General features: G+C 63.7%; 21 protein-coding genes and 1 riboswitch. Of the genes, 6 read left to right on the top strand and 15 right to left on the bottom strand.

Going from position 1 to position 21,422, the window contains the following annotated elements:
• Position 1: 1 nt before the first annotated feature.
• From Q0Y09_RS01415 to Q0Y09_RS01395, 5 genes are all read right to left on the bottom strand, one after another.
• A complete protein-coding gene (locus tag Q0Y09_RS01415; RefSeq protein ID WP_297716640.1) occupies positions 2-481 on the bottom strand; it encodes a hypothetical protein in 480 nt (159 codons plus the stop codon).
• The gene (locus tag Q0Y09_RS01410; protein ID WP_297716638.1) at positions 478-1,458 is read right to left on the bottom strand and encodes a PhoH family protein; all 981 of its coding nucleotides are present in this window, start codon (positions 1,456-1,458) and stop codon (positions 478-480) included. Before Q0Y09_RS01410 ends, Q0Y09_RS01415 begins: the two co-directional genes overlap by 4 nt.
• A gap of 38 nt (positions 1,459-1,496) precedes the next feature.
• Positions 1,497-2,726, bottom strand: coding sequence for a sporulation protein YqfD (locus Q0Y09_RS01405; RefSeq protein WP_297716636.1), 1,230 nt, complete (start codon positions 2,724-2,726; stop codon positions 1,497-1,499).
• A gap of 16 nt (positions 2,727-2,742) precedes the next feature.
• Positions 2,743-3,024 (bottom strand): YabP/YqfC family sporulation protein, encoded by a 282-nt coding sequence (locus Q0Y09_RS01400; protein ID WP_297716634.1) that lies wholly within the window; start codon positions 3,022-3,024, stop codon positions 2,743-2,745.
• Positions 3,025-3,105: 81 nt separating this feature from the next.
• Complete coding sequence (locus Q0Y09_RS01395; protein ID WP_297716632.1) at positions 3,106-3,672, bottom strand: YgjP-like metallopeptidase domain-containing protein; 567 nt, start codon at positions 3,670-3,672, stop codon at positions 3,106-3,108.
• A gap of 74 nt (positions 3,673-3,746) precedes the next feature.
• Between Q0Y09_RS01395 and Q0Y09_RS01390 the strand changes: the two genes are divergently transcribed.
• A complete protein-coding gene (locus Q0Y09_RS01390) occupies positions 3,747-4,928 on the top strand; it encodes a nucleoside recognition domain-containing protein (protein ID WP_297716630.1) in 1,182 nt (393 codons plus the stop codon).
• 62 nt (positions 4,929-4,990) lie between these two features.
• Complete coding sequence (locus tag Q0Y09_RS01385) at positions 4,991-5,200, top strand: hypothetical protein (protein ID WP_297716628.1); 210 nt, start codon at positions 4,991-4,993, stop codon at positions 5,198-5,200.
• A gap of 109 nt (positions 5,201-5,309) precedes the next feature.
• On the opposite strand, the gene Q0Y09_RS01380 is transcribed toward Q0Y09_RS01385, so the two are convergent.
• The 10 genes from Q0Y09_RS01380 to Q0Y09_RS01335 all read right to left on the bottom strand — a co-directional run bounded on the left by Q0Y09_RS01380 (position 5,310) and on the right by Q0Y09_RS01335 (position 17,687).
• Positions 5,310-6,833, bottom strand: coding sequence for a 4Fe-4S dicluster domain-containing protein (locus Q0Y09_RS01380; protein ID WP_297716625.1), 1,524 nt, complete (start codon positions 6,831-6,833; stop codon positions 5,310-5,312).
• Positions 6,834-7,040: 207 nt separating this feature from the next.
• Positions 7,041-7,832 (bottom strand): OAM dimerization domain-containing protein, encoded by a 792-nt coding sequence (locus tag Q0Y09_RS01375; RefSeq protein ID WP_297716623.1) that lies wholly within the window; start codon positions 7,830-7,832, stop codon positions 7,041-7,043.
• Positions 7,832-9,391, bottom strand: coding sequence for a lysine 5,6-aminomutase subunit alpha (locus tag Q0Y09_RS01370; protein WP_297716667.1), 1,560 nt, complete (start codon positions 9,389-9,391; stop codon positions 7,832-7,834). Before Q0Y09_RS01370 ends, Q0Y09_RS01375 begins: the two co-directional genes overlap by 1 nt.
• A 152-nt stretch (positions 9,392-9,543) precedes the next feature.
• Positions 9,544-10,815 (bottom strand): lysine 2,3-aminomutase, encoded by a 1,272-nt coding sequence (gene ablA / locus Q0Y09_RS01365; protein ID WP_297716621.1) that lies wholly within the window; start codon positions 10,813-10,815, stop codon positions 9,544-9,546.
• Between the two features lie 88 nt (positions 10,816-10,903).
• Positions 10,904-11,944 carry an L-erythro-3,5-diaminohexanoate dehydrogenase gene (locus Q0Y09_RS01360; RefSeq protein WP_297716619.1) on the bottom strand — a complete coding sequence of 347 codons (1,041 nt, stop codon included), beginning with the start codon at positions 11,942-11,944 and terminating at the stop codon, positions 10,904-10,906.
• Positions 11,945-12,219: 275 nt separating this feature from the next.
• The gene (locus Q0Y09_RS01355) at positions 12,220-13,038 is read right to left on the bottom strand and encodes a 3-keto-5-aminohexanoate cleavage protein (RefSeq protein ID WP_297716618.1); all 819 of its coding nucleotides are present in this window, start codon (positions 13,036-13,038) and stop codon (positions 12,220-12,222) included.
• Between the two features lie 75 nt (positions 13,039-13,113).
• Positions 13,114-13,500: a hotdog fold domain-containing protein gene (locus Q0Y09_RS01350; protein WP_297716665.1), complete on the bottom strand. Its 387-nt coding sequence runs from the start codon at positions 13,498-13,500 to the stop codon at positions 13,114-13,116.
• A 149-nt stretch (positions 13,501-13,649) separates the two neighbouring features.
• A riboswitch (Lysine riboswitch) is annotated at positions 13,650-13,826 on the bottom strand.
• A gap of 60 nt (positions 13,827-13,886) precedes the next feature.
• Positions 13,887-15,317, bottom strand: a complete 1,431-nt coding sequence (locus Q0Y09_RS01345; protein WP_297716615.1) for a DNA mismatch repair protein MutS — start codon at positions 15,315-15,317, stop codon at positions 13,887-13,889.
• 77 nt (positions 15,318-15,394) lie between these two features.
• On the bottom strand, positions 15,395-16,390 hold the full coding sequence (locus Q0Y09_RS01340) for a hypothetical protein (RefSeq protein WP_297716614.1): 996 nt from the start codon (positions 16,388-16,390) through the stop codon (positions 15,395-15,397).
• Between the two features lie 160 nt (positions 16,391-16,550).
• Positions 16,551-17,687, bottom strand: a complete 1,137-nt coding sequence (locus Q0Y09_RS01335) for a hypothetical protein (protein ID WP_297716612.1) — start codon at positions 17,685-17,687, stop codon at positions 16,551-16,553.
• Between the two features lie 201 nt (positions 17,688-17,888).
• Between Q0Y09_RS01335 and Q0Y09_RS01330 the strand changes: the two genes are divergently transcribed.
• The 4 genes from Q0Y09_RS01330 to Q0Y09_RS01315 form a co-directional block, all read left to right on the top strand.
• Positions 17,889-19,307 (top strand): MBOAT family O-acyltransferase, encoded by a 1,419-nt coding sequence (locus Q0Y09_RS01330; protein WP_297716610.1) that lies wholly within the window; start codon positions 17,889-17,891, stop codon positions 19,305-19,307.
• Position 19,308: 1 nt separating this feature from the next.
• Complete coding sequence (locus Q0Y09_RS01325; RefSeq protein WP_297716608.1) at positions 19,309-20,316, top strand: hypothetical protein; 1,008 nt, start codon at positions 19,309-19,311, stop codon at positions 20,314-20,316.
• A 73-nt stretch (positions 20,317-20,389) separates the two neighbouring features.
• A complete protein-coding gene (locus tag Q0Y09_RS01320) occupies positions 20,390-20,581 on the top strand; it encodes a hypothetical protein (protein WP_297716607.1) in 192 nt (63 codons plus the stop codon).
• A gap of 166 nt (positions 20,582-20,747) precedes the next feature.
• On the top strand, positions 20,748-21,422 hold a 675-nt coding region (locus tag Q0Y09_RS01315; RefSeq protein WP_297716604.1), incomplete at its 3' end, for an ATP-binding protein.

The raw sequence follows: 21,422 nt of genomic DNA, 5'->3' as shown, positions 1-21,422 counted from the left end.
GTCAATTCTCCTCATTTGGTCCTTCGATGGGCTCGTCCAGCGTCCAGGGCAGGTACAGGGTGCAGCTGACGTCAAAGTGGGGAGCGGGAAACTCCGGCTCCACCGGGCAGGTCTCATGCCCCAGCATCAGCCCGCCCCAGGGCCGGCTGACCAGGGGCCCCCACCCGACGCCGTTGTCCGGTCCGGCGGGCCGGTCCACGATCTTCCCGGCCAGACGCCAGGAGAGCTGATAGAGCAGTCCCTTCTCCCGCCAGTCGTCCGCGTGATAGAGCTCGCAGACGTAGGTAGCCTTTTCCGGCGGGAGGGACAGACTGTCCAGCAGGTCCAAAAGCTCTTCCGGCAGCTGCCGCCGCCGGGCCAGGGCCAGAAAATTCCGGCAATGGCCGCAGGTGCAGCCCCATTCCCCCGCCTGGGCGTACCAGTCCCGGACGGCGGTCTCGTCGAGCTCCACCGTGTAGCCGTACCGGGCAAAGGTCCTCATTTCCGCTTGCCCTCCTCGGACTTGCGGCGGTGCTCGTCCTCCTCGTAGGCTTTGATGATCCGCTGGACGATGACGTGACGGACCACGTCGGCCCCGCTGAGCTTGCAGATGGCGATGTCCTCCACCCCGTTGAGGACCCGCATGGCCTCCTTGAGGCCGGAGACGGTGTCCTTCGGCAGGTCGATCTGGGTGACGTCGCCGGTGATGACGATTTTGGAGCCGAAGCCCATGCGGGTGAGGAACATCTTCATCTGCTCCCGGGAGGTGTTCTGGGCCTCGTCCAGAATGATGAAGGAGTCGTCCAGGGTGCGGCCCCGCATGTAGGCCAGAGGGGCTACCTCGATGTTGCCCCGCTCCAGATACTTGTTGTAGGTCTCCGGCCCCAGCATGTCGAAGAGGGCGTCATAGAGGGGCCGCAGGTAGGGGTCCACCTTGGACTGGAGGTCGCCGGGCAGGAAGCCCAGCCGCTCCCCCGCCTCCACCGCCGGGCGGGTGAGGATGATGCGGTTGACCTGCCCGGCCCGGAAGGCGGCCACGGCGGCGGCCACCGCCAGATAGGTCTTGCCGGTGCCGGCGGGGCCGATGCCCAGGGTGACGGTGTTCTGCTTGATGGCGTCCACATACCGCTTCTGGCCCAGGGTCTTGGGCTTGATGGGCTTGCCCTTGGCGGTGACGCAGAGCACATCCCGGGCCATCTGGCCGATCTTGTCCTCCTGGCCGGCCTTGACCAGCTGGAGGACATAGCGCACATTCTGCTCATTGATGGGCTCCCCCCGGCCGGAGAGCTCCAGCAGGCCCTGGATGGCCTTGACGGCGTACATCACCGCCTCGGCCTCGCCGGATACCTTCAGGCTGCCGTCCCGGTTCACCACCGAGACTGCCAGCTCCCGCTCGAGGATACGGATATTTTCGTCAAAGGAGCCGAAGAGGGCCGCAGCCTCCTCCAGACGCTCCACGCTGATGGTCTGTTCGATCAACTTCCTTCGCTCCTTGTACGTCCCCGGGCCTACTCTGTCTAAGCCCCCGGGATGATCTCCCCCACTTGGCCGTCAAAGGTCACCTCGCGGCCAATCTGCTCCCGGCACCGGGCCTTCAGGGTCACCGCCAGCATCCCGCCCTCCTCCCGGACGGAGAAGGCGGTGGACAGCACGCTGCCGTCCGCTCCGATGACCTCATCCAGCCGCTCCAGCAGCCGGTCCTCCAGCAGGGACCGGGCGGCGGTCAGCTGAATGGCGGCAGGCCGGAGCTGGTAGGCCCGGTACTCCGTCTCCACCAGGGCCAGGGGCATCTCCCGGCCTCCGGGAAGGGTGAGAATGTGGGTCGTAGTCATTTTATCATAACCCGATGTGGAAATACTACCCTTTCCAAAAAAATTAAAGGTATGGCCCAGGGCGGCGAGGGACCAGCGGGTCTCCGTCTCCCCGGTGTAGACCTTGGTCTGTGCCTCCAGTGGGATACGTGCCTCCAGGGTGCGGTTGGTGGACGCCCATACGCTCCCCCGGGCGCGGACCAGTCGCTGCCCGGCGTCCACCGTGGCATACCGGGGCTCCTTCAGGTCCACCACCCCGCTGATGACCACCTCTCCCGCCAGCACCGCCTGACCCTCCCGGAACAGGGCCTGGCCCTCCAGCACCTCCACGTCCTCCAGAAGTCCGTCGGCGGCGGCCACAATGTGGGCGGGCGTGGTCTCGTCCAGCGGCTCCGGGGCGGGGCTGCGCTCCCGGACCAGGACCTCCGCCCGGGTGCCGTGGAGGTTCACAGACATCCAGGAGAGCCCTTCGATGCGCCGAAGGGCCTCCTGACTGCTCCGCCGCAGGTCCAGGCCCGGACCATAGACCCCGGGCCGGACCCCCTGCCTGGAGAGCTCGGCCAGAATGACGGCGGAGGGGACGGTCTCATTGCCCGAGACCTCCACGGTGAGGATGAACCGGGAGAGGATGCCCGCCGTCGCCAGAGAGAGGACCAGGCCCAGCAGAAGGGCGTGCCGCCGCCGGAAGCCGGCCAGAAAGAAGGGCATCCCCCTGCGCCCCCGGGCGGTGGCCGTACACTGCACCTTCTCCGCCAGCGGTCCCACCCGCCGGGCATCCCGGCGGGATACCCGCAGCTCCAGGGTCTGGGCATCCAGCCAGACAAGCCCCCAGAAGCCCACACCATTCTGGGCGCACAAATTCAAAAACCGCTCCGGGAAGGGGCCTGAGATGGCAAAGCACACGCTGCCCCGCAGGAAATTCACGATAAACTGCATACTTCCTCCCCCGCTCTCAGGTCACATCCACCCCGGCGATCTCCCCGGTGATGAGCAGCTCCGAGGCATTCATGGCCCGCAGGGTCAGTCCGCTCCCCCGGACCTTTATCACGAGCTTTCCGCCGCTGATATGGATCTCGTCGGTACCATAGGCCAGGATACCCCGGTGGTTCTCCATCCGCAGCTGACGGTCCCCCAGCAGCTCCACCCGGGGCAGCCCCGCCACCACGTCCCCCGGCAGGTCGAAGACCTCCGCGGTCTTTTCCAGCAGGCTCTCCCTGCGGCCCTTTTTCTCCATGACGCCTCCCCCTTTGGAGCTATGTGTATGAAAAAGGACCGCTCAGCTTGCCTGTCCCAGGCAAAGCGGCGGTCCTTTTCTTCAAGTAGGCGGACGTTCCAGAGCATAGCGGCGCAGGGCCCTCCGCCGGGTCTGCCAGTCCGGCATGAGGGCGTCCATGGCGGCATGGAAGCCCTCCCCATGGTCGGGATGGAGGAAGTGGACCAGCTCATGGAGGGCCACATAGTCCCGCAGCTCCTCCTCTGCCGCCGCCAGAGCGGTGTTGAGGGTGACGATCCCCTTGGTATAGTGACAGCTCCCCCACCGGCTGGTCATGAACCGGACCTTCAGGACCGGCCGCTTAACCCCCAGGGGCTCCACCAGGGGATACATCCGCTCCAGGGCGGCAGTGAGGGCTGCCAGAGCCGCCTCCCGCTCCGGCGGGACCAAGGGAGACCGCTCCTCCTGCCGGCGCTGATGGGCCAGGACCCACTCCGCCCGACTGCGGACAAAGCGGTCGATCCCGGCCTTGGAGGCCCGCCGGGGCGCGGAAACCACCGCCCGGCCGTCCGCCCGGATGCGCAGATTGATGTTTTTGACATTCTTTATTGTCAGCAGGTAGTCAATGGGCCCCAGTGGGGTCTCCACCCGGCGCAGCTCCTCCGCCACGGCGCTCCTCTCCTTCCCTTTTTCTCCGCATAGGACAGCCTGGATGGCACATAGCTTAAGCGGAGGTGATGTTCATGTCCAGGCTGCTCGCCCGCCAGGGGGCGCGGGATCTCTTTCTGGGGCTGGGGCTGCTGTGCGCCACCCTGGCCCTCATGTTTTGGCCCCAGGAGGCCATGGAGGCCGCCCGGGAGGGGCTTCAGCTGTGCTGCAACGTGATCCTGCCCTCCCTCTTTCCCTTCTTTGTCCTCTCCTCCCTGGTGGTGGACCTGGGACTGGCCGGCTACATTGGCCGGGCCCTGGAGGGGCTCATGCGCCCCCTCTTCCATGTGCCCGGCGTCTGCGCCTCCGCCTTCGTCCTGGGCTTCGTGGGGGGATACCCCGTAGGCGCCCGCACCGCCCTTTCCCTCTATGAAAAGGGGATGTGCACCAAGACAGAGGCAGAGCGCCTTCTGGCCTTCTGCAACAACTCCGGCCCCGCCTTCATTCTGGGCGTGGTGGGAGCCGGGGTCTTCGCCAGCAGCAAGGTGGGCCTCCTCCTCTATCTGGCCCACGCGGCGGCCTCGGTGTGCGTCGGGCTCCTCTTCCGCTTCTACAAGCGGGAAAAAACGGGCCGGGAGCGGCGGGTCTCCCCCACCTTCGGGGCGGAGCGGATCACCACAGCCTTTACCGGCGCCGTCAAAAATTCCTTCCTTTCCACCCTGAACATCTGCGCATTCGTGGTCTTCTTCACGGTGGTCATCAAGCTGCTCTTTCTCTCCGGTCTTCTGCCCGGCCTGGCCGGTATTCTGGGCAGGCTCCTGGCCCCGCTGGGGCTCTCCACCCCCTGGGCGGAGCGGCTCCTCACCGGTCTCATTGAGCTCACCAGCGGAGTATGGACCCTCACCGGCGCCGGGACCCTGTCGGGAAAGCTGTCCATGGCCGCCTTTCTGCTGGGCTGGGCCGGGCTGTCCGTCCACTGTCAGGTCCTCTCCTTCCTCGGAGGGAGCGGGCTCTCCGTGAAGACCTACATCGCCGGCAAGCTCCTCCACGGGGGGCTCTCCGCCCTTTTCATTGATCTGCTCCTGCGGCTGTTCCCCCTGAATGAGCCGGTGTCCGCCTATCTGGCCGAGCAGGTGGAGGGGATCGCCGGGGTGGATTTTTCCACTGCCCTCACCCTCTCCCTGGCCGCCGCCTGGATCATGTGGCTCCTCTTTTTCCTGGCCGCGGCGGCAGCCGTGGGAAAAACCAGTAGAAAAAGGCGGAAAGGCGTAGTATAATGTTCCTAGGTCAAGCCCCGCCCAGCCGGTGGCCGACCCATCAGATGAGGGGAGCCTTTGCTATGCTGTTTGAAAAGAAGATCGAACCCCGGTGTGCCTACTGCACCCGCTGTGCTCCCCTGGATGAGGAGACCGTCATGTGCGTGAAAAAGGGTGTGGTGCCCGCCGTCTCCCACTGCCGCTCCTTCCGGTACGACCCCCTGAAACGGGTGCCGCCCCGGCCCAACGCCCCCGACTTCTCCCGGCTGCGGGATGAGGATTTCGTTTTGTGACCCATTGGGCCCAGACCAGCGGCCTTTTGTATCTAAGAAGATTTTTTGACAAGCTGAGCGGCGGATACCGGTCCCAAGGGCCGGTATCCGCCGCTTTTTGTTGCAGAGATCAGTCCACCAGCTTATCCAGCTCCTTGATGTGCTCGGTCTGGCTGGCGATCTTATGGCCGGCCTGCTTGGCATAAATCCCCACCATGGCCTGGGACTTCTTGATGGGCTGCATGGTACCGGCCCCGGCCACACAGCCGCCGGGACAGGCCATGCCCTCCAAGAGGTAGCCGGGATACTTGCCGGCTACGGCGTCCTTGAGCATCTGGTAGCACTCCCGAAGGCCCTCGGCGCTGGTCACCTTGACCTCCCTATCGGGGTAACGTTCCTTGATGATGTTGACCACCGCCTGGGCCACACCGCCGGCCACGGCGAAATTCCGTCCATCGGCGGAGGCGTCGTTGACGCCGTTGGGGTCCTCCTCAATGGTGGCCAGATCCACATGCTTGGCGTCAAAGATACCGGCCATCTCCTCAAAGGTGAGGACGAAATCCACCTCGCTGCGGACGCTCTTGCGCATGGCCTCCAGTTTTTTGGCGGCGCAGGGGCCGATGAAGACCACCTTGGCGTTGGGATGCTCATGCTTGATGAGACGGGCCGTGAGGGTCATGGGGGTGAGGGCCATGGAGATGCAGTTGGCGTGGTCGGGGAAGAGCTTCTTGGCCATCACCGACCAGGCCGGACAGCAGGAGGTCCCCATGAAGGGCAGCTCCTCCGGCACCTCCCGCAGGAAGTCGTCGGCCTCCTGGGCGGCGCACAGGTCAGCGCCGATGGCCACCTCGAAGACGTCGGCGAAGCCCAGCTGCTTCATGGCGGCGCGGAGCTTTCCGGGGGTGACCTTGGGTCCGAACTGTCCCACGAAGGCGGGGGCCACGGCGGCATAGACCCGCTCGCCGGACTGAATGGCCCGGATGACCTGGAAAATCTGGGATTTGTCCGCGATGGCGCCGAAGGGGCAGTTGACCAGGCACATACCGCAGGAGACGCACTTGTCATAATCGATCTCCGCCTTGCCGTTGGCATCGGTGCGGATGGCATCCATGCCGCAGGCGGCGGCACAGGGCCGCTCCTGGGTGATGATGGCGTTGTAGGCGCACACGTCGGCGCAGCGGCCACACTTGATGCACTTCTCCTGGTCGATCACAGACCGGCCATTGTAGCGGTCCAGCTTGATGGCGTCCTTGGGGCAGACCTCCACACAGGGGTGGGCCAGACAGCCCTGGCAGCCCTCCGTCACCAGCACCCGCTTCTCGGTGCACCCGTTACAGGCAAATTTGATGACGTTGATGAGGGGCGGGGTGTAATAGGTCTCGGCCCGGTCCGCTGCTTCGATGTTGTCAGAGAGGGGCGCATGCTCCGCCGCACTGCGGTAAGGCAGACCCATGGCCAGCCTCAAACGCTCACCGACGATGGCCCGCTCCAGAAATACGTCGTTGCGGAAGTTGCCCACCTCGCCGGGAATGATTTTATAGGGCAGGGCCTCGATCCGCTTGTCGACTGGCCATTCTGTATGGTAGGCCATCCGGGCCACTTCCCGAAAGATGCGGTGCCGGATCTCCTGAATTCGGGTATCTACTCCTCGCATGGATTCTTTTCGTCCCTTTCACTTCAAATTGGCACTACCAGAATACCGCAAATCCTCCGCCTTGTAAAGCATCTGAATGTGAAAAACTTTTCCCTCTGTCTGCTCCATTTTTTGCTTTTGGCATCAAAAAGCGCCCCGACAGGCAAAATGCCTGTCGGGGCGTCTGGGATACATTATATGTAAGATATCATGTATCGTGCCGGAAACTCACTCGCGGCCCATGCGGCGGGCGATCTCCTTGGCGGCGAAGGTGATGACGTCGTCGGCATAGGTACCGGCGCCGAAGCCGGCGTCGAAGCCCAGCTCCTTGGCCAGCGCGTGGGTCACGCGGGCGCCGCCGCAGCAGAGGACCATCTTGTCGCGGACACCCTCGGCCTCAGCCAGCTCAATGAACTCGGTCATGTTCTTGATGTGGACATCCTTCTGGGTGACGGTCTGGGAGATGAGGAGGATGTCGGCATTGAGCTCCTCGGCCTTGTGGAGGAACTCGTCGTTGGGGACCTGAGAGCCCAGGTTGTAGGCTTCCACCATCTCGTAGCGCTCCAGGCCGTAGTGGCCGGCGAAGCCCTTCCGGTTCATGATGGCGTCGATGCCCACGGTATGGGCGTCGGTGCCGGTGGAAGCGCCCACCACCACCAGCTTGCGGCCGATGTGCTCCTTGATGTACTCGTTGGTCTCCTCCATGCTCATGGCCTCGTCGGCCACGGTGAGGACCTCGATCTCATTGTAGTTGACGCTGTGGGTGGTGGCACCATAGACCACATAGAAGGTAAAGGTCTCATCCAGCTTCTGGCGCAGGGCCACGTTGGGATCAGCGATCCCCATCTTCTGGGCCAGCTGCACGGCGGCGGCGGCACCCTTGTCATCATCTTTCACAGGCAGGGTGAAGGAGAGCTGGATCTTGCCGTCGTTCATGGTGTCGCCATAGGGGCGCAGCTTGGTGAGATCCAGGGTGGTGTCCAGGTCCTTATCTCTGATTTGATACAGTCCGGAACTCATTAGCGAGCGCCTCCTTTCATCATGGGCTCCATAAAGGGATTGCGGTAGCCGGGCGTCTTCTGGAAGACGCCGTCCAGGCCCTTGCCGCCGTCACGAGGACGCTTGATGTCGGCAAAGATGCCCTTCTCCAGGGTCTCGAAGATGCCTACGCGCTCGATCTCAGCCAGCAGCTCGTTGGCCTTGGTGAGGACGTCGTTGGCGCGGTTCTGCATGATGCCGCCTTCCTTGAAGACCAGCTCGGAGCCCAGGTCCTGCATGGTGCGGAAGATGTACTGGGCATTCTCGATGGCCAGATACCGGTCGGAGAGGAAGGGGGTGTGGATGGCCTCAGTCATCATACCCAGCAGGTGGATCTTCTGGCCGGTGAGGATGGTGACGATGTTGAAGAGGGCGTCCTGCACATGGCCGCGGAAGACGTTGCCGGTCATGAACTTGGTGGGGGGCATGTACTTCAGGGGTGCCTTGGGGAAGATCTCCCGGGCCATCTCGGCCTGGGCCAGCTCGTAGAGGAAACCGTTCTCCACGGCGGGGTCGATCTCAAAGGCATGTCCCAGGCCCATCTGCTCCTCGGGGAGGCCGGCGCGGAGGGCGAACTGCTCGTTGAGGAACTGGGAGGCCAGCACGGTGTGGGCCTCCTCCACAGCGTCGGCGGTGGTGAGGTAGTTGTCCTCGCCGGTGTTGATGACCACGCCGGCGTAGGCGTTGATGGCGCGGGAGAAGGACTGGTCCACCAGGGTGCGCTGCATGTTGATGTCGCGGAAGAGGATGCCGTAGAGGGCGTCGTTGAGCATCACGTCCAGGCCCTCGAAGGCGCCCATGGCGGCGATCTCGGGCATGCACAGGCCGGAGCAGTAGTTGCACAGGCGGATGTAGTGGCCCAGCTCCTCGCCCACCTTGTCCAGGGCCTCACGCATGAGACGGAAGTTCTCCTGGGTGGCGTAGGTGCCGCCGAAGCCCTCGGTGGTGGCGCCGTAGGGCACATAGTCCAGAAGGGACTGGCCGGTGGTACGGATGACGGCGATGACGTCGGCGCCCTGGCGGGCGGCGGCGGTGGCCTGGACGATGTCCTCATAGATGTTGCCGGTGGCCACGATGAGGTAGATCCAGGGGCCCTGCTTGTCGCCATACTTGGCCAGGAGCTCCTCGCGGTGGTTGCGGTGATCGGCGATCTTCTTCAGGGAGTCCTGCACCACGGGGTCCAGGGCCTTGTCGATGTCGGCATCGCTGTGAACGGGGAGGGCGGCGAGGTCCAGAGAGCCGTCAGCCACAGCCTCGGCGATGGCCTGGGGCGCTTTGCCGGTCTCCACCATGGCGTTGCCGATCCAGAAGGCGGCGCCCTGACCCAGGGCGCCCTTGCCGGTCAGATGCTCCACCACCACGTTGGGCAGGGGCACGTCGAAGCTGTTGACACCGTCGATGCCCAGCAGACGGCACACGGTACGCTCCACGGCCACGGTGGTGTGCCGGTCGATGAAACGCTGGGTATCGTCAGCCACCTTGGAAGCATGGTTACGGGCCTGCTCCACAAGGTCAAAGTTCAGATTGAGCTTGGATTCCAACACATATCACTTCCATTCCATAGATTTGGGAAAAAGGAGCGAGACGAGAAAGGGGACGGCCCGGGCCCACAGATGGGCCCGGGCATCGGACCGGCGGTCTCACCGTCTGAGGTCCTCCGCGTCCGATCTCTCGTCCCGCTTACGGGCAAAAATTAGTGCATCTCTCTCTTGTGACGCTCCAGGTTAGCAGGCTCCATGGACAGCGCCTGACCGCGCTCCAGGCCGGCCACGCCCATGAGCTCCACCTTGCGCTTGCCCTCGCGCTCGGCCTTGCAGTACTCACACTGGCAGGTCTCCTCGTAGTGCTCGGGCTCGGTGTAGGTGGTGATGACGCCCTCGTAGTTGCGGAGGATGACCTTATGAGGCGTCTGGGAGATGACGTACTGAGGCATGACAGGAGTCTTGCCGCCGCCGCCGGGGGCGTCCACCACGAAGGTGGGCACGCAGTAGCCGGAGGTGTGGCCGCGCAGAGCCTCGATGATCTCGATGCCCTTGCTGACGGGGGTACGGAAGTGCTCCAGACCCATGGACAGGTCACACTGATAGATGTAGTAGGGACGCACGCGGATCTGGACCAGCATCTGGACCAGCTTCTTCATGGTGTGAACACAGTCGTTCACGCCGGCCAGGAGCACGGACTGGTTGCCCAGAGGCACACCGGCGTCGGCCAGACGGGCGCAGGCCTCGGCGGCCTCCTGAGTGATCTCCTTGGGATGGTTGAAGTGGGTGTTGAGCCACACGGGATGATACTTCTTGAGCATGGCACACAGCTCGGGGGTAATGCGCTGGGGGCACACCACGGGGGTGCGGGAGCCCAGACGGACGATCTCCACGTGGGGGATCTCACGCAGGCGGGAGATGATGTACTCCAGCATCTCGTCGGAGATCATGAGCACGTCGCCGCCGGAGAGGAGAACGTCGCGGACGGTGGGGGTGTTGCGGATGTACTCGATGCACTTGTCGATCTGCTCCACGGGCACGCTGGTATCGTGCTGGCCGGCGAAGCGGCGGCGGGTGCAGTGACGGCAGTACATGGAGCACTGGTCGGTGGTCAGCAGCAGAACGCGGTCAGGATACCGGTGGGTGAGGCCGGGCACCGGGGAGTCGGAGTCCTCGTGGAGGGGATCGAGCAGATCCGCGCAGGACTGATGGAGCTCCTTGGCGGTGGGAATGGCCTGCTTCCGGATGGGATCGTGGGGATCATCGGGATCGATGAGGGAGAGGTAGTAGGGGGTGATGGCCATACGCAGGGTGCCCAGGCAGGCCTTGACGCCCTCTTCCTCCTCGGGGGTCAGGGTGATGTACTTCTTCAGGTCCTCCAGGGTCTCGGCCCGGTTGGCGACCTGCCAGTGCCAGTCGTTCCAATCGGCGTCAGAGACATCGGGGAAAAGCTGCTTACGGCGAGACTCGTTCTGATAGATCATAGTATATAACCGCCTTTCGTCGTATCGGGCTCATGGGCCCGTTCCACGCCCGCACCGGGCGCTGGGAAGAAGGTCCGTTCGGAACCCCTTACAGGTACTTTTTCTCGAAGTAGGACTTGAGCTGAGCGTTCTCACGGAGCTCGGCCAGGGTGATCTCGGCGTGGTCCTTGGTGTAGCCGTTGCCGATGACCATGGTGACGTCCTTGCCGCAGCCCTCGGCGCCCAGAGCGGCCTTGGCGAAGTCGGTGGCCATGGAGAAGCAGTAGACGGTGCCGTTGTCCCGGACGGGGAGGATGGCGCTCATCTCACAGGCGGGGACATTGACGATGAGGATGGAGATATCGTACTCCTTGCCGCCGTTGGCCGCCAGGGACTTCTCCAGCACCTCCACGGGGTTGGTGGCGGAGCCCACGATGGCGTGGTGGCAGAGGTTCATGCTCTTGAGGAGGTCGGCATCCTCCTGGCAGATGACCAGGGCGACCACGTTGCCGGTGGGGCCGACGCGCTTCATGGCCTCGTAGCAGCACATCATGCCGCCCTTGCCGGCGCCGCCCAGAACGAGGACGGAATCGCCAGGCTTGACCAGCTTGGCGGTCTGAGCGGGAGCGCCGGCCACGTCCAGAGCGGCCAGAGCCAGCTCCTCGCTCATGTCGTCGGGGAGCTTGGCATACAGGCCGGACTCAAAGAGAATGGCCTGGGCATCCACATCCACGCGGTCGATCTCGGGGTGGATGGCCTTGATCTTGTTGATCTTCAGGGGGGTCAGGGACAGGGAGACCAGGGAGGCAATCTTGTCGCCCACCTTCAGATCGATCTTGCCCACCAGATCCTCACCGATCTCGCGGACAGTACCGATGAACATGCCGCCGGAACCAGTGACAGGATTCTGCATCTTGCCGCGCTCGCCCACGATATCCAGGATCATCTGCTCAGTCTTGCCCAGGTCCTTGCCACAGGCTTCATAGATCTGAGTGAAGGAAGCGGAATCGATGTTCAGGGCGGACACGTCGCACAGGATCTCGTTGGACCAGCATTCCATGGTGTTGTCGATTTTCTTGGCAGCCTGGGTCAGAAGGCCCTGGGGCTCGATCACGCGATGGACACCGTACTTGTTGCCTTTCTTCTGCATGTTTTGACCTCCATACATTCTGCTTTGGGGACCGCTCCGTTTTGTCGGATGGTTGGGAACCTTTTCTTTCTGTTGGGAAACAGAGTTGGGAATGGGAAATGGTTTTGGTTTGGTTTTGGGAAATGGATATTGGATTGGGAATTGGGAATTTGGGATCGGTTTGGGTAATTGGTTTGGAAATTGGGAATGGGAAATGAATTTGGTTTGGATCTATGGATGCCGGAGGGCGGACGCGGGTCCCCGGTCGCGCCCACCCCCGGCGGGAACGCAGTGGATCAGGCCAGGCCCAGGATCTTGCGGGCCTCGTCGGGGGTGGCGATCTCACGGCCCAGCTCCTTGGCCAGGCGGACCACCTTGGCCACCAGCTCGCCGTTGGAGGCGGCCTTGCGGCCCTTTTCCAGGTAGATGTTGTCCTCGAAGCCCACACGGACGTTACCGCCCATTACGATGCCGGCGGCGGCCATGGGCCAGGCGCCCCGGCCCACACCGGTGACGGTCCAGGTGGACCCGGCGGGGATCTGCTTGACCAGATAGTCCAGGTTGCCCACGGTGGCAGGGGTGCAGCCGTTGACGCCCAGGACGAAGTTGAACTGCATGGGAGCGCCGGGCACCAGGCCCTTGTTGGCCATGTTCACAATGGTGTCCAGGTGGCCGATCTCAAAGCACTCATACTCGGGCTTGATGTTGTTCTCCAGCATCCGCTTGCCGAAGGCCCGCATGGTGGGCATGTCATTGACGAAGATGTCGTCGCTGAAGTTGCAGGTACCGCAGTCCAGCGTGGCCATCTCAGGCATCAGCTCGGTGGGCTGCAGCCGCTCCTCCGGGGTCATGCCGGTGGCGCCGCCGGTAGAGGGGATCAGAATGACGCCAGGGCAGGCTTCCTTGATGGCGTCCAGCACCACGCGGAACCGCTCCCGGTCCTGGGTGGGGGTGCCGTCGTCCTCACGGACGTGCACGTGGATGACCGCGGCGCCGGCTTCAAAGGCGCTCTTGGCCTCCCGCACCATTTCCTCCACCGTGTAGGGGACGGCGGGATTGTGTTCCTTGGTGACCTCTGCGCCGCAGATGGCGGCGGTGATAATCAGCTTCTCCAATGGGACCGCTCCTTTCCTGTTACGTTGTTGCCGGCCCCCACAGGGAGCCGCCCTTCTTTCTGTCCGGTCTGTTGCTCAGCGGGCCTTGCGCTGCTTGTCCTTGGGCACCACGCAGGTACCGGAGGCCCGGCAAACCACCACGGGCTCAGCCAGCACGTCGGCGGCGGAGTCGTTGATGTCGGGGCGGGAGATGATGACCTTGCGGGCCTCGAACTCCATCTTGCGGGAGGTATTGCCGATCTTGGTGATCTTGCCCTCGGCCTCAATGTAATCGCCGGCGTACACGGGAGCCAGGAACTCCACGTTGTCATAGGCACAGAACAGGCCCTCATCGCCGTCGCTGATGATGAGCAGCTCGGTGGCCACATCGCCGAAAAGGTGGACCATGTGGGCTCCGTCCACCAGATTTCCGCCGTAGTGGGCATCCTTTGCACTCATACGGAGCCGAAGCAGGGATTTGATCTCTTCCATGGTAATGTCCTCCTGTCAATTTTTAGAATTTATTCACCGGGCAAAAAACAAAGCGCCTCCGGGCACTGTCCACAGGGCAGCACTCGAACAGCGCTTCACAACGAAAAAAAGGTGCGCTATTCACGCCAGGGCCCTGCCCTGACGTGAATAGCGCACCATGTAGTCATGACACTCCGTACGCGCTGAGCGCACGGAGCAGAAACGGTTCCATGCAGCGTCCCCGTTCCTTCGGCGGTGGTCCCATTCACGCCGCGCATTGAGTCTGCCAACCCTTTGCATCACGGCGGTACCTGGCGCACCGCTCCTCTATCCACCATATTATTAAATTGTTTTAGGTACTTTTAACAAAACCTATTATACCACTTACAGCTCTTTTGTCAACTATTTTTTGAGAAAATTTCCATCAACTCCGGGTCCAGATCCAGGAGACGACAGACCCGCAGGGCGTCCCTGGGGCAGGGTTCTCCGGGCTCTGCCTCGATGAGGTGGTAATCCATGAGCCGGGAGAGCCGGTCCAGGGGGGCCTCATCCTTCCGGATGGCGGCGGTGTCCAGCGCGCCCAGGCCGGCCACCCGATAGTGCCGGCGGGCCGCGTCGGAGACCCCGTCGTAGTGGGTGGTCATGAGGGCCACGCAGTTGAGCCGGCCCAGGTATTCCACCAGGGCTTTGGCCAGCGCCGCGCCCTCTCTGGGGTTGGTGCCCCGGGCAAACTCATCCAGGGCCACATAGAAGAACTTCCCCTTCTCCTCCCGCAGGACGTCGCCCAGGGCGGCCACCTCGGCGCCGAAGGAGCTCAGGCCCTGCTCCACCGACTGCCGGTCGGTGCAGATGAGGGAGACGCTGTCGAAGAGGGGGGCGGAAAAGCTGCCGGCGAAGGCAAAAAAGCCGGTCTGGGCCAGCAGGAGGTTGAGGGTCAGGCTCTTCATGGACACGCTCTTTCCGCCCATATTGGCCCCCGTGATGACGGTGGCCCCCCGCTCCAGGGTAATGGACACGGAGGTGAAGGCCGCCCCCCGCTCCCGCAGGTGGTCGGCCACCTCCGGATGGACCATGTCCGCCGCCTCCACCCGGGGCTTGTCCACGATCTCCGGCCGGCAGCAGTAGAAGCGCCGGGCCAGCCGGGCCTTGGCCAGCAGCAGATCCAGCCGGCCAATGGCCTCCATGGACGCCAGGAAGGTATCCCGCTCCCGGAGGAGGGCCATGGTCAGCCGCTTGCGGGCCTCCAGCTCCAGCCGGTCCTCCTTTCGGACCAGCTCCCGCCGGCGGGCCATCAGGTCATCCCTGCCCTTCTTCTCGGTCTGCCGGAGGAGCCCCTCCACCAGGGCCTTCTCCTCCCGGACCCGCTCCAGGGCCGGTTCAAAGGCGTTCTCCACCGTAAAGGCGGGCAGGCGCCGCCCGCTGGGGTCCAGCAGATTCAGAGATTCGGTCATAGGACGGATCTCCAGCCCCTCCAGGGCCGGGATCTCGGCATAGGTCTGGGCCAGGCGCTCCAGGTGGATGAGGAAATGCTTGACTTCAAAGAGCTCCACCTCGTCCATGGGGGCGCTGGTGGGCCGCTTGAGAGAGTTTCGGATGTCGTGGAACTCGGACAGGATGTGGGTGATGCTGTCCAGAGCCGGCTCCCCGCTGTCCAGCAGGGTGCGGAGGGCCTCCACACGGGAGAGCTCCTCCTCCAGCTGCCCCTCCTCGCCCGGACCGTACCAGCGGGGGGCGCGCACCAGAGCGTGGCCGAAGGGCGAGGCGGGCTCCATCCTGGCCATGACCCAGCTGTAACCCGTATCCTCCTTGAGCTGCGCGTTGAGCTTCATTCTCTTTCACCTCGTCATCGTATCCGTGCCCGCATGTGCAGGCACGGGTTCGTCTTTGTTGTTTCCGCTCTTCGGCGTTATTGGCGCACGTCCACCACGGGCACGTCCACGGCGGCCCGGAGGGCCTCCAGCAGCGCAGGCCCGTCCAGGTGCTTGCCGTAAGCCGACCACGGGTTGGCGGTGACGGCGGCAATGCGCAGACGCCGGGCCGCCATCAGGGAGCCGCCGCACCGGCGGAAGGTCTCGGCAGAGCTCCGGTCACACAAAAAGTGGGTGGCGTCCGGGACGGCCACAGTGATGGGGGCGCCCCGCCGGGCCAGGGTCCGGAGCAGCGGCCCGGTGACCCCGCCGCCGATCCACAGTACGCAGTGGTCCCGGGGCAGCAGGTGCCAGGCCGGCTGCCCGTTCTGCTCCAGCTCCAGGGGCAGCCGCTCCCCCTGGAGGCTGAAAAGCGCATAGCGCCCCTCCTCCGCATCCAGGGCGGCGTGGAGCCCGGCATCCTCCGCCTCCGGCGCTGCGAACAGCTGGCAGGTGTGGGCGGTCTCGGCGGCAATGAAGGGGATACCGCCGTCCACGGAGGCGCCCACGCACAAAACGGCGGTGGCTCCCGACTCCGCCCCGGCCAGGGACTTGCGTCCCGCCGCGCCGTCAATGAGGACCCGCTGGGCCCCCAGAGCGCGGAAGGTCTTGGACAGCGGCCCCAGCTGATTCACCGCAGAGGGCCCGGCCAGCTGGATGTATCCGTCGCTGAGGGCGCGGAAGATCCCCACTGCCCCAAGCGGCGTCATTACGTCTGTAAGCCCTTCCACCACCAGGGTAGTGTCGCACAGGGGCAGCATCCCCCGGGCCGTGGCGAACAGGGTACCTTCACGCACCCAGATCTCCGGCTTTTCCGTACCGGTGACCACATCGGTGCGCTCTCCATCCCGTCCCACCGAGGTCATGGCCAGGGTCTCCCCCGACAGTTCCTCAATGAGACGGCACATGGCGGTGGTCTTGCCGGCGTTCTTACACAGTCCGATAAACGTGACGGTAGGCGCGTCCCCCACCAGGGGGGCGAGCATCGGCGTCATGGCGTTCCCTCCTTGTCGTTTCACGGCCGATCTTTTGTTTCCCGCGTTTCCCATTCTGCTTCCATTATGGGGGGCCGAAGGGAAAATGTCAATGCCCAGGACGTCAGACTCCGGACCTTCTGTTCAAACGGGCTTCAAAGCGTCCCCAGGCTGAGCATGCTCACATTTCCTGCCCCTCTGCGGGTTCCGTGCTCGTCTCTGTGTTCCCCTGCTCGCTCCCATTCCCCAGCAGTTCCCCGGCGATGACCTCCGCTGTGGCCCCCACCTGTTCAAAGTCCACATGAGGATTGTAAAGGCGCTCCAGAGCGTCGTGCATGGCCTTGGCCTGGGCCAGGGAGGAGACCGCCTCGTCCAGGAGGGCAGCCGAGACCTTTTGGGAGAAATGGAGCCGGGCCCGGCTGCGCTGCAACAGCTCCCGCTCGACCATGGCGTCGATCCGCAGCCGGCGGAAGGGCCGTCCGGGGTAGGCCGCACCACTGCCGGTGGTGACAAAGGCCAGGGAGAGCTGGGGCAGGATCAGATGCTCCAGCCGTTCGGGAAAGAGGGGCGAGGGACAGGCGATGGCATCCCAGCCCGCCGCCGTCGCTCCGGAGAGCAGCTGGGCCAGCAGCAGGTGCCCCAAGCCATAATGGTCCGACAGCTCATAGACCCGCCTGCATTGCGCCTCCACCGTCTCAAACTCCACCAGCACGCCCTTGTGGGTGATGGCGGAGAGGAAGCGCCGCTGTACCCTTCCCTCCCCCTGCCCCCTCCGGCGACACTCTCTGGAGAGGATGCCCCTGGCCCGCTTTCTCATTTTTTCCTCCAGCGCCGGCGTCTGGAGCAGGGCGGCGCGGTCAGCAGCCAGCTCGGCTGCCGCCCGCAGGCAGCGGTAGGCCCTGGCATAGCAGCCTTTGTAGCCCTTCATGGCCTGCTCCAGCTCCCCCCGGATCCGTTTCAGGCTCACGTGGTCGTAACACGCCCCCAGGTCCACATACCGCTCCACCGCCCCCGCCAGTCTGGGCTCCAACACATGGGGCGCCGTACCGTCCATGATGGCGGCATGGCGGTCAGGCAGAAGGATGGCGTCCAGGGAGTCCGGGTCGCCGGAGCAGCGTATGTATTCCACGGGAAGGCCCATGGCCTCTGCCCGGGCGGCCACCCGGCCCATGAGGGTGGACTTGCCGCAGCCGGGTCCCCCCTTCAGGATCAGCACCTCCTCCATCTCCTCCGGGTCCAGGAGCTGGTCATAGAGGGAATAGAAGCCGCCCGGGGTATTGGCCCCCAGGTAATAGCGCACCTTTGGTTCCGTCTTCATGGTCATACCTCCCAATACCGTTTCTAACTCAGGGTATGCCGCACCGCCGCCCCCGGTGCGGCACACCCTTGCCATTTGACGGTTTGTCGGGTAAAATAAAGGCATTCCTTTGACGACGGGCCCCGCGGCCCCATCCTCCCCTTGAAAGTAGGTGCCCGCCTCATGAGCTTTCTCTCCCCCGGTTTCTTTCTCTTTTTCCCTGTGGTCGCCCTTGTCTGGTTTCTCCTGTCCGGGACCGCCCGGCGGCTCTGGCTGCTGTGCGCCAGCTGGTGGTTCCTCCTGTGTGCCGGGCCGGAACACCTGCTCTCCCTCCTGGCCGCCACGGCTGTCACCTATCTGGGCGCCCGGTTCCTGGACCGGTTTGAGGGCGGCCGCCGGAAGGCCGTCCTGGGTATCCTCCTGGCTGCCCTGTTCGGAACGCTTTTCCTCTTCAAATATCTGGCCTTCGCCTTGGGCCTGCTGGAACGGGTCCTCACCGCCGCGGGACTGGCCTTCTCCTCCCCCGCCCTGGACCTGCTCCTCCCTGCCGGGCTCTCCTTCTATCTCTTCATGGCCGCTGGCTACCTCATCGACGTCTACCGCCGGGACCGCCCGGCGGAGACCTCCTTTCTGGACTTGGCCCTCTTTCTCTCCTGCTTCCCCTATCTGATCTCCGGTCCCATTGGCCGGGCGGGCAGTCTGTTGCCCCAGTTCCGCAGACCTGCCCCCTTTCGCTGGGAGTCCTTCCGCCGGGGGCTCCTGCGCTTCCTGTGGGGCGCCTTCAAAAAGCTGGTCATTGCCGACCGGCTGGGTATCCTGGTCTCCACGGTCTATGCCGCCCCGGCCAGCTTTGGCCGCCTTCAGGTCATGGCTGCCGCCGTCGCCTTCTCTGTCCAGATCTACTGCGATTTCTCCGCTTACTCCGACATGGCCCTGGGCTGCGCCGAGGTCATGGGCTTCCAGCTGATGGAGAACTTCCGCACCCCCTACTTTTCCCGCTCCATCGGGGAATTCTGGCGGCGCTGGCACATCTCCCTGTCCTCCTGGTTCCGGGACTATCTCTACATCCCGCTGGGGGGCAGCCGGAAGGGCCGGAGACGGAAATATCTCAACATTCTTATCGTCTTTGCGGTCAGCGGTCTGTGGCACGGCGCCGCGCTCTCCTTCGTGGTCTGGGGGCTCCTCAACGGCCTCTATCAGGTCGTCGGCGGCGTGACACAGAAGTCCAGGGACCGCATCCGGCACAGCCTGGGCCTGGCCGACGACGCCCCCCTCACCGCTGTGCTCCAGATGGCCCTCACCTTCCTGCTGAGCACCGTGGCCTGGGTCTTTTTCAAGGGCGGCTCCTTCACGCACTCCCTGTCCATCTTCCGCGCCATGCTCACCGGCCCCTGGCTCACCCGGCCCTTCTCCGCCTGGGGACTGGACCTTCCTGAGCTTGTGGTGGCCACACTGGCGGTGGTCCTTTTGCTGGCGGTGGACCTCTATTCTGTCCACCGGGGCAGCCCCCGGCAGAAATTCTTCACCCTGCCCCGGCCCGTCCGGTGGGTCCTGAGCCTTGCTCTGCTGCTGACCGTGCTCATCTTCGGCGTGTATGGCACCGGCTACGATCCCCAAGACTTCATCTACTTCAAATTCTGACATGGCACACGAAACGGAGTGGTCCCTTTTGCGAACTTCCAAATGGCGGGAGCCTATCTTCGCCCTGCTTTTTCTGATCCTTGCCGCCGGCCTGATCGGTGTGCTCTCCCTGGCCTTCCGCCCCGTCCGGACGGACTACGGCGCCGTGTGGGGTCCCTACCTGGCCGAGCCGGAGGACAGCCTGGACTACCTCTATCTGGGCAGCTCCTACGCCTACTGCGATGTGGACCCGACAGCGGTCTATGACCAGAGCGGGCTCACCGGTTATGTTCTGGCCGGGCCGGAGCAGACCCTCTCCCAGACCTATTGGTACCTTCGGGAGGCGCTGGAGACCCAGACGCCTTCCCTCGTCGTGCTGGAGGGTTCCGCCCTTGCTTTTCAGGAGTACCAGAGCTACACCCAGGTCAATGTGGGTTATATGCCCTTCGGACTCAACCGGCTGGGAGCCGTCTTCACAGCGGCAGAGCCGGAACTGCGCACCGGCCTTCTCTTCCCCCTGTATTTCTACCACAGCCGGTGGAAGGAGCTGACGGCAGGCGAGGCCGCCAGCGCCCTTCTCCCCACCGGGACCGACGCCTTCAAGGGCTTTACCCCGGTGAGCGGCGTCTTTGAGCAGATCGCCGACGGTCCCTTCACCCGTCAGCCCCAGCCCCAGGCGGTCTATGAGGAAAATCTGTCCTGGCTCACCAGGATCGCTGCTCTGTGTGAGAAGCAGGGCGTTGCTTTTGCGCTGGTCCTCCATCCCACTTACAGCCAGCTTCCCGCCGATACACGCACTCAGATCGCCGCCGACGCGACGGCGTTGGGCGTCCCCTTCTTCGACTGGACAGAGGAGAGCCTGTCCATCGGTATCCGCCCCACCAGCCACTACTACGACCCCGGGCACCTCAACCAGGAGGGTGCGGCGATCTTTTCCGCCTGGCTGGGAGATTTCTTCACAGAGGAGCTGTCCCTCTCCCCCAAGCACCAGAGCGCAGAAAACTCCGCGGCCTGGCAAAACGTGGTCTAGGGCGTAGTTTACTTCCCTATATCACGGGACATTTTGTCGCTGTCCGTTTTTACTGGTTCAGTTCAGTTTTGCTATGGAAGGAAAGCTGAGGCAGTCTTTGATTACGCTCTTCAAAGATGAAAAATTGATCTTGTGCAAAGAAGAAACCACATCCACTGGCGGATGTGGTACTTCTCTTGTAATCTTTTCGCGCCCTGCGCTGTACTGTCCATGCGGTAGTACAGCACAAGGCGTTTTTGTTGTTTTAAGTCATGATTTCTTATGATAAATCGGAAAAGCGGAGCTCTGGGGTAAAAAGAAGCTCGAAAGAATGGGCTGCACTTCCATTCAGATTACATAGAGGTTGACTGCAAGGTTGGATAATACCCGTTATGAGCCAGCGGTTTCCTATTAATCGCGACACAGAGCAGGACGAAAAAGGAGATAGAACGATGAGCGACACCTATCATTTTCAAGTAAATTTGGGCGGGATGCTGGACGTGCTGTCCAACCACCTGTACAAAAGCCCGGATGTGTTCCTCCGGGAGCTGCTGCAAAACGGCGTGGACGCCATCACCCTGCGGCAGAAGTCGCAGCCGGATTGGAACGGAGGAAAAATCACCATCACCGTGGAGCCGGGCCGCCGCCTGATTTTTCGGGACAACGGCGCGGGACTGAGCGAGGAGGGCATCCACCGCTTCCTGGCGGTGATCGGCCAGTCCTCCAAGACGGAGCTGGTCAACGGAAAGATCCCCGAGGACTACATTGGCCGGTTCGGCATCGGCCTGCTCTCCTGCTTCATGGTGTCGAACTCCATCGTGGTCCACACCCGGCCGGCGGCGGGCGGCGGAGCCCATGTGTGGACAGGGCTTCCCGACGGCACCTACACCCTGGAGCCGCTGGAGGAGTGTCCGGTGGGCACGGCGGTGATCCTGACCGCCAAGTCCGGCATGGATCACTACTTCCAGCCCCGGAAGGTGGCCGAGCTGGTGCGCTATTACGGGCTGGCGCTGCCCGTCCCCGTCTATCTGTCCGGCGACCCGGAGCGGCTCAACAGCATCCCCGCCGACTTTACCGGTATCAGCCGCAGCCAGCTGCTCTCCTTTGGCGAGTGGCTCTTTGAGGAG

The sequence above is a fragment of the Intestinimonas sp. genome (assembly GCF_026169115.1).
Classification (GTDB): domain Bacteria; phylum Bacillota; class Clostridia; order Oscillospirales; family Oscillospiraceae; genus Intestinimonas.
Note: the sequence above shows the minus strand (reverse complement) of the source record. Positions and strands in the feature narration are given on the sequence as shown.

Coding starts and splice junctions, on each gene's coding strand:
- Q0Y09_RS01415 (WP_297716640.1), bottom strand. CDS start 481: ATGAGGACCTTTGCCCGGTACGGCTACACGGTGGAGCTCGACGAGACC.
- Q0Y09_RS01405 (WP_297716636.1), bottom strand. CDS start 2,726: ATGCAGTTTATCGTGAATTTCCTGCGGGGCAGCGTGTGCTTTGCCATC.
- Q0Y09_RS01400 (WP_297716634.1), bottom strand. CDS start 3,024: ATGGAGAAAAAGGGCCGCAGGGAGAGCCTGCTGGAAAAGACCGCGGAG.
- Q0Y09_RS01390 (WP_297716630.1), top strand. CDS start 3,747: ATGTCCAGGCTGCTCGCCCGCCAGGGGGCGCGGGATCTCTTTCTGGGG.
- Q0Y09_RS01385 (WP_297716628.1), top strand. CDS start 4,991: ATGCTGTTTGAAAAGAAGATCGAACCCCGGTGTGCCTACTGCACCCGC.
- Q0Y09_RS01380 (WP_297716625.1), bottom strand. CDS start 6,833: ATGCGAGGAGTAGATACCCGAATTCAGGAGATCCGGCACCGCATCTTT.
- Q0Y09_RS01375 (WP_297716623.1), bottom strand. CDS start 7,832: ATGAGTTCCGGACTGTATCAAATCAGAGATAAGGACCTGGACACCACC.
- ablA (WP_297716621.1), bottom strand. CDS start 10,815: ATGATCTATCAGAACGAGTCTCGCCGTAAGCAGCTTTTCCCCGATGTC.
- Q0Y09_RS01360 (WP_297716619.1), bottom strand. CDS start 11,944: ATGCAGAAGAAAGGCAACAAGTACGGTGTCCATCGCGTGATCGAGCCC.
- Q0Y09_RS01345 (WP_297716615.1), bottom strand. CDS start 15,317: ATGAAGCTCAACGCGCAGCTCAAGGAGGATACGGGTTACAGCTGGGTC.
- Q0Y09_RS01340 (WP_297716614.1), bottom strand. CDS start 16,390: ATGACGCCGATGCTCGCCCCCCTGGTGGGGGACGCGCCTACCGTCACG.
- Q0Y09_RS01335 (WP_297716612.1), bottom strand. CDS start 17,687: ATGAAGACGGAACCAAAGGTGCGCTATTACCTGGGGGCCAATACCCCG.
- Q0Y09_RS01325 (WP_297716608.1), top strand. CDS start 19,309: ATGGCACACGAAACGGAGTGGTCCCTTTTGCGAACTTCCAAATGGCGG.
- Q0Y09_RS01320 (WP_297716607.1), top strand. CDS start 20,390: ATGGAAGGAAAGCTGAGGCAGTCTTTGATTACGCTCTTCAAAGATGAA.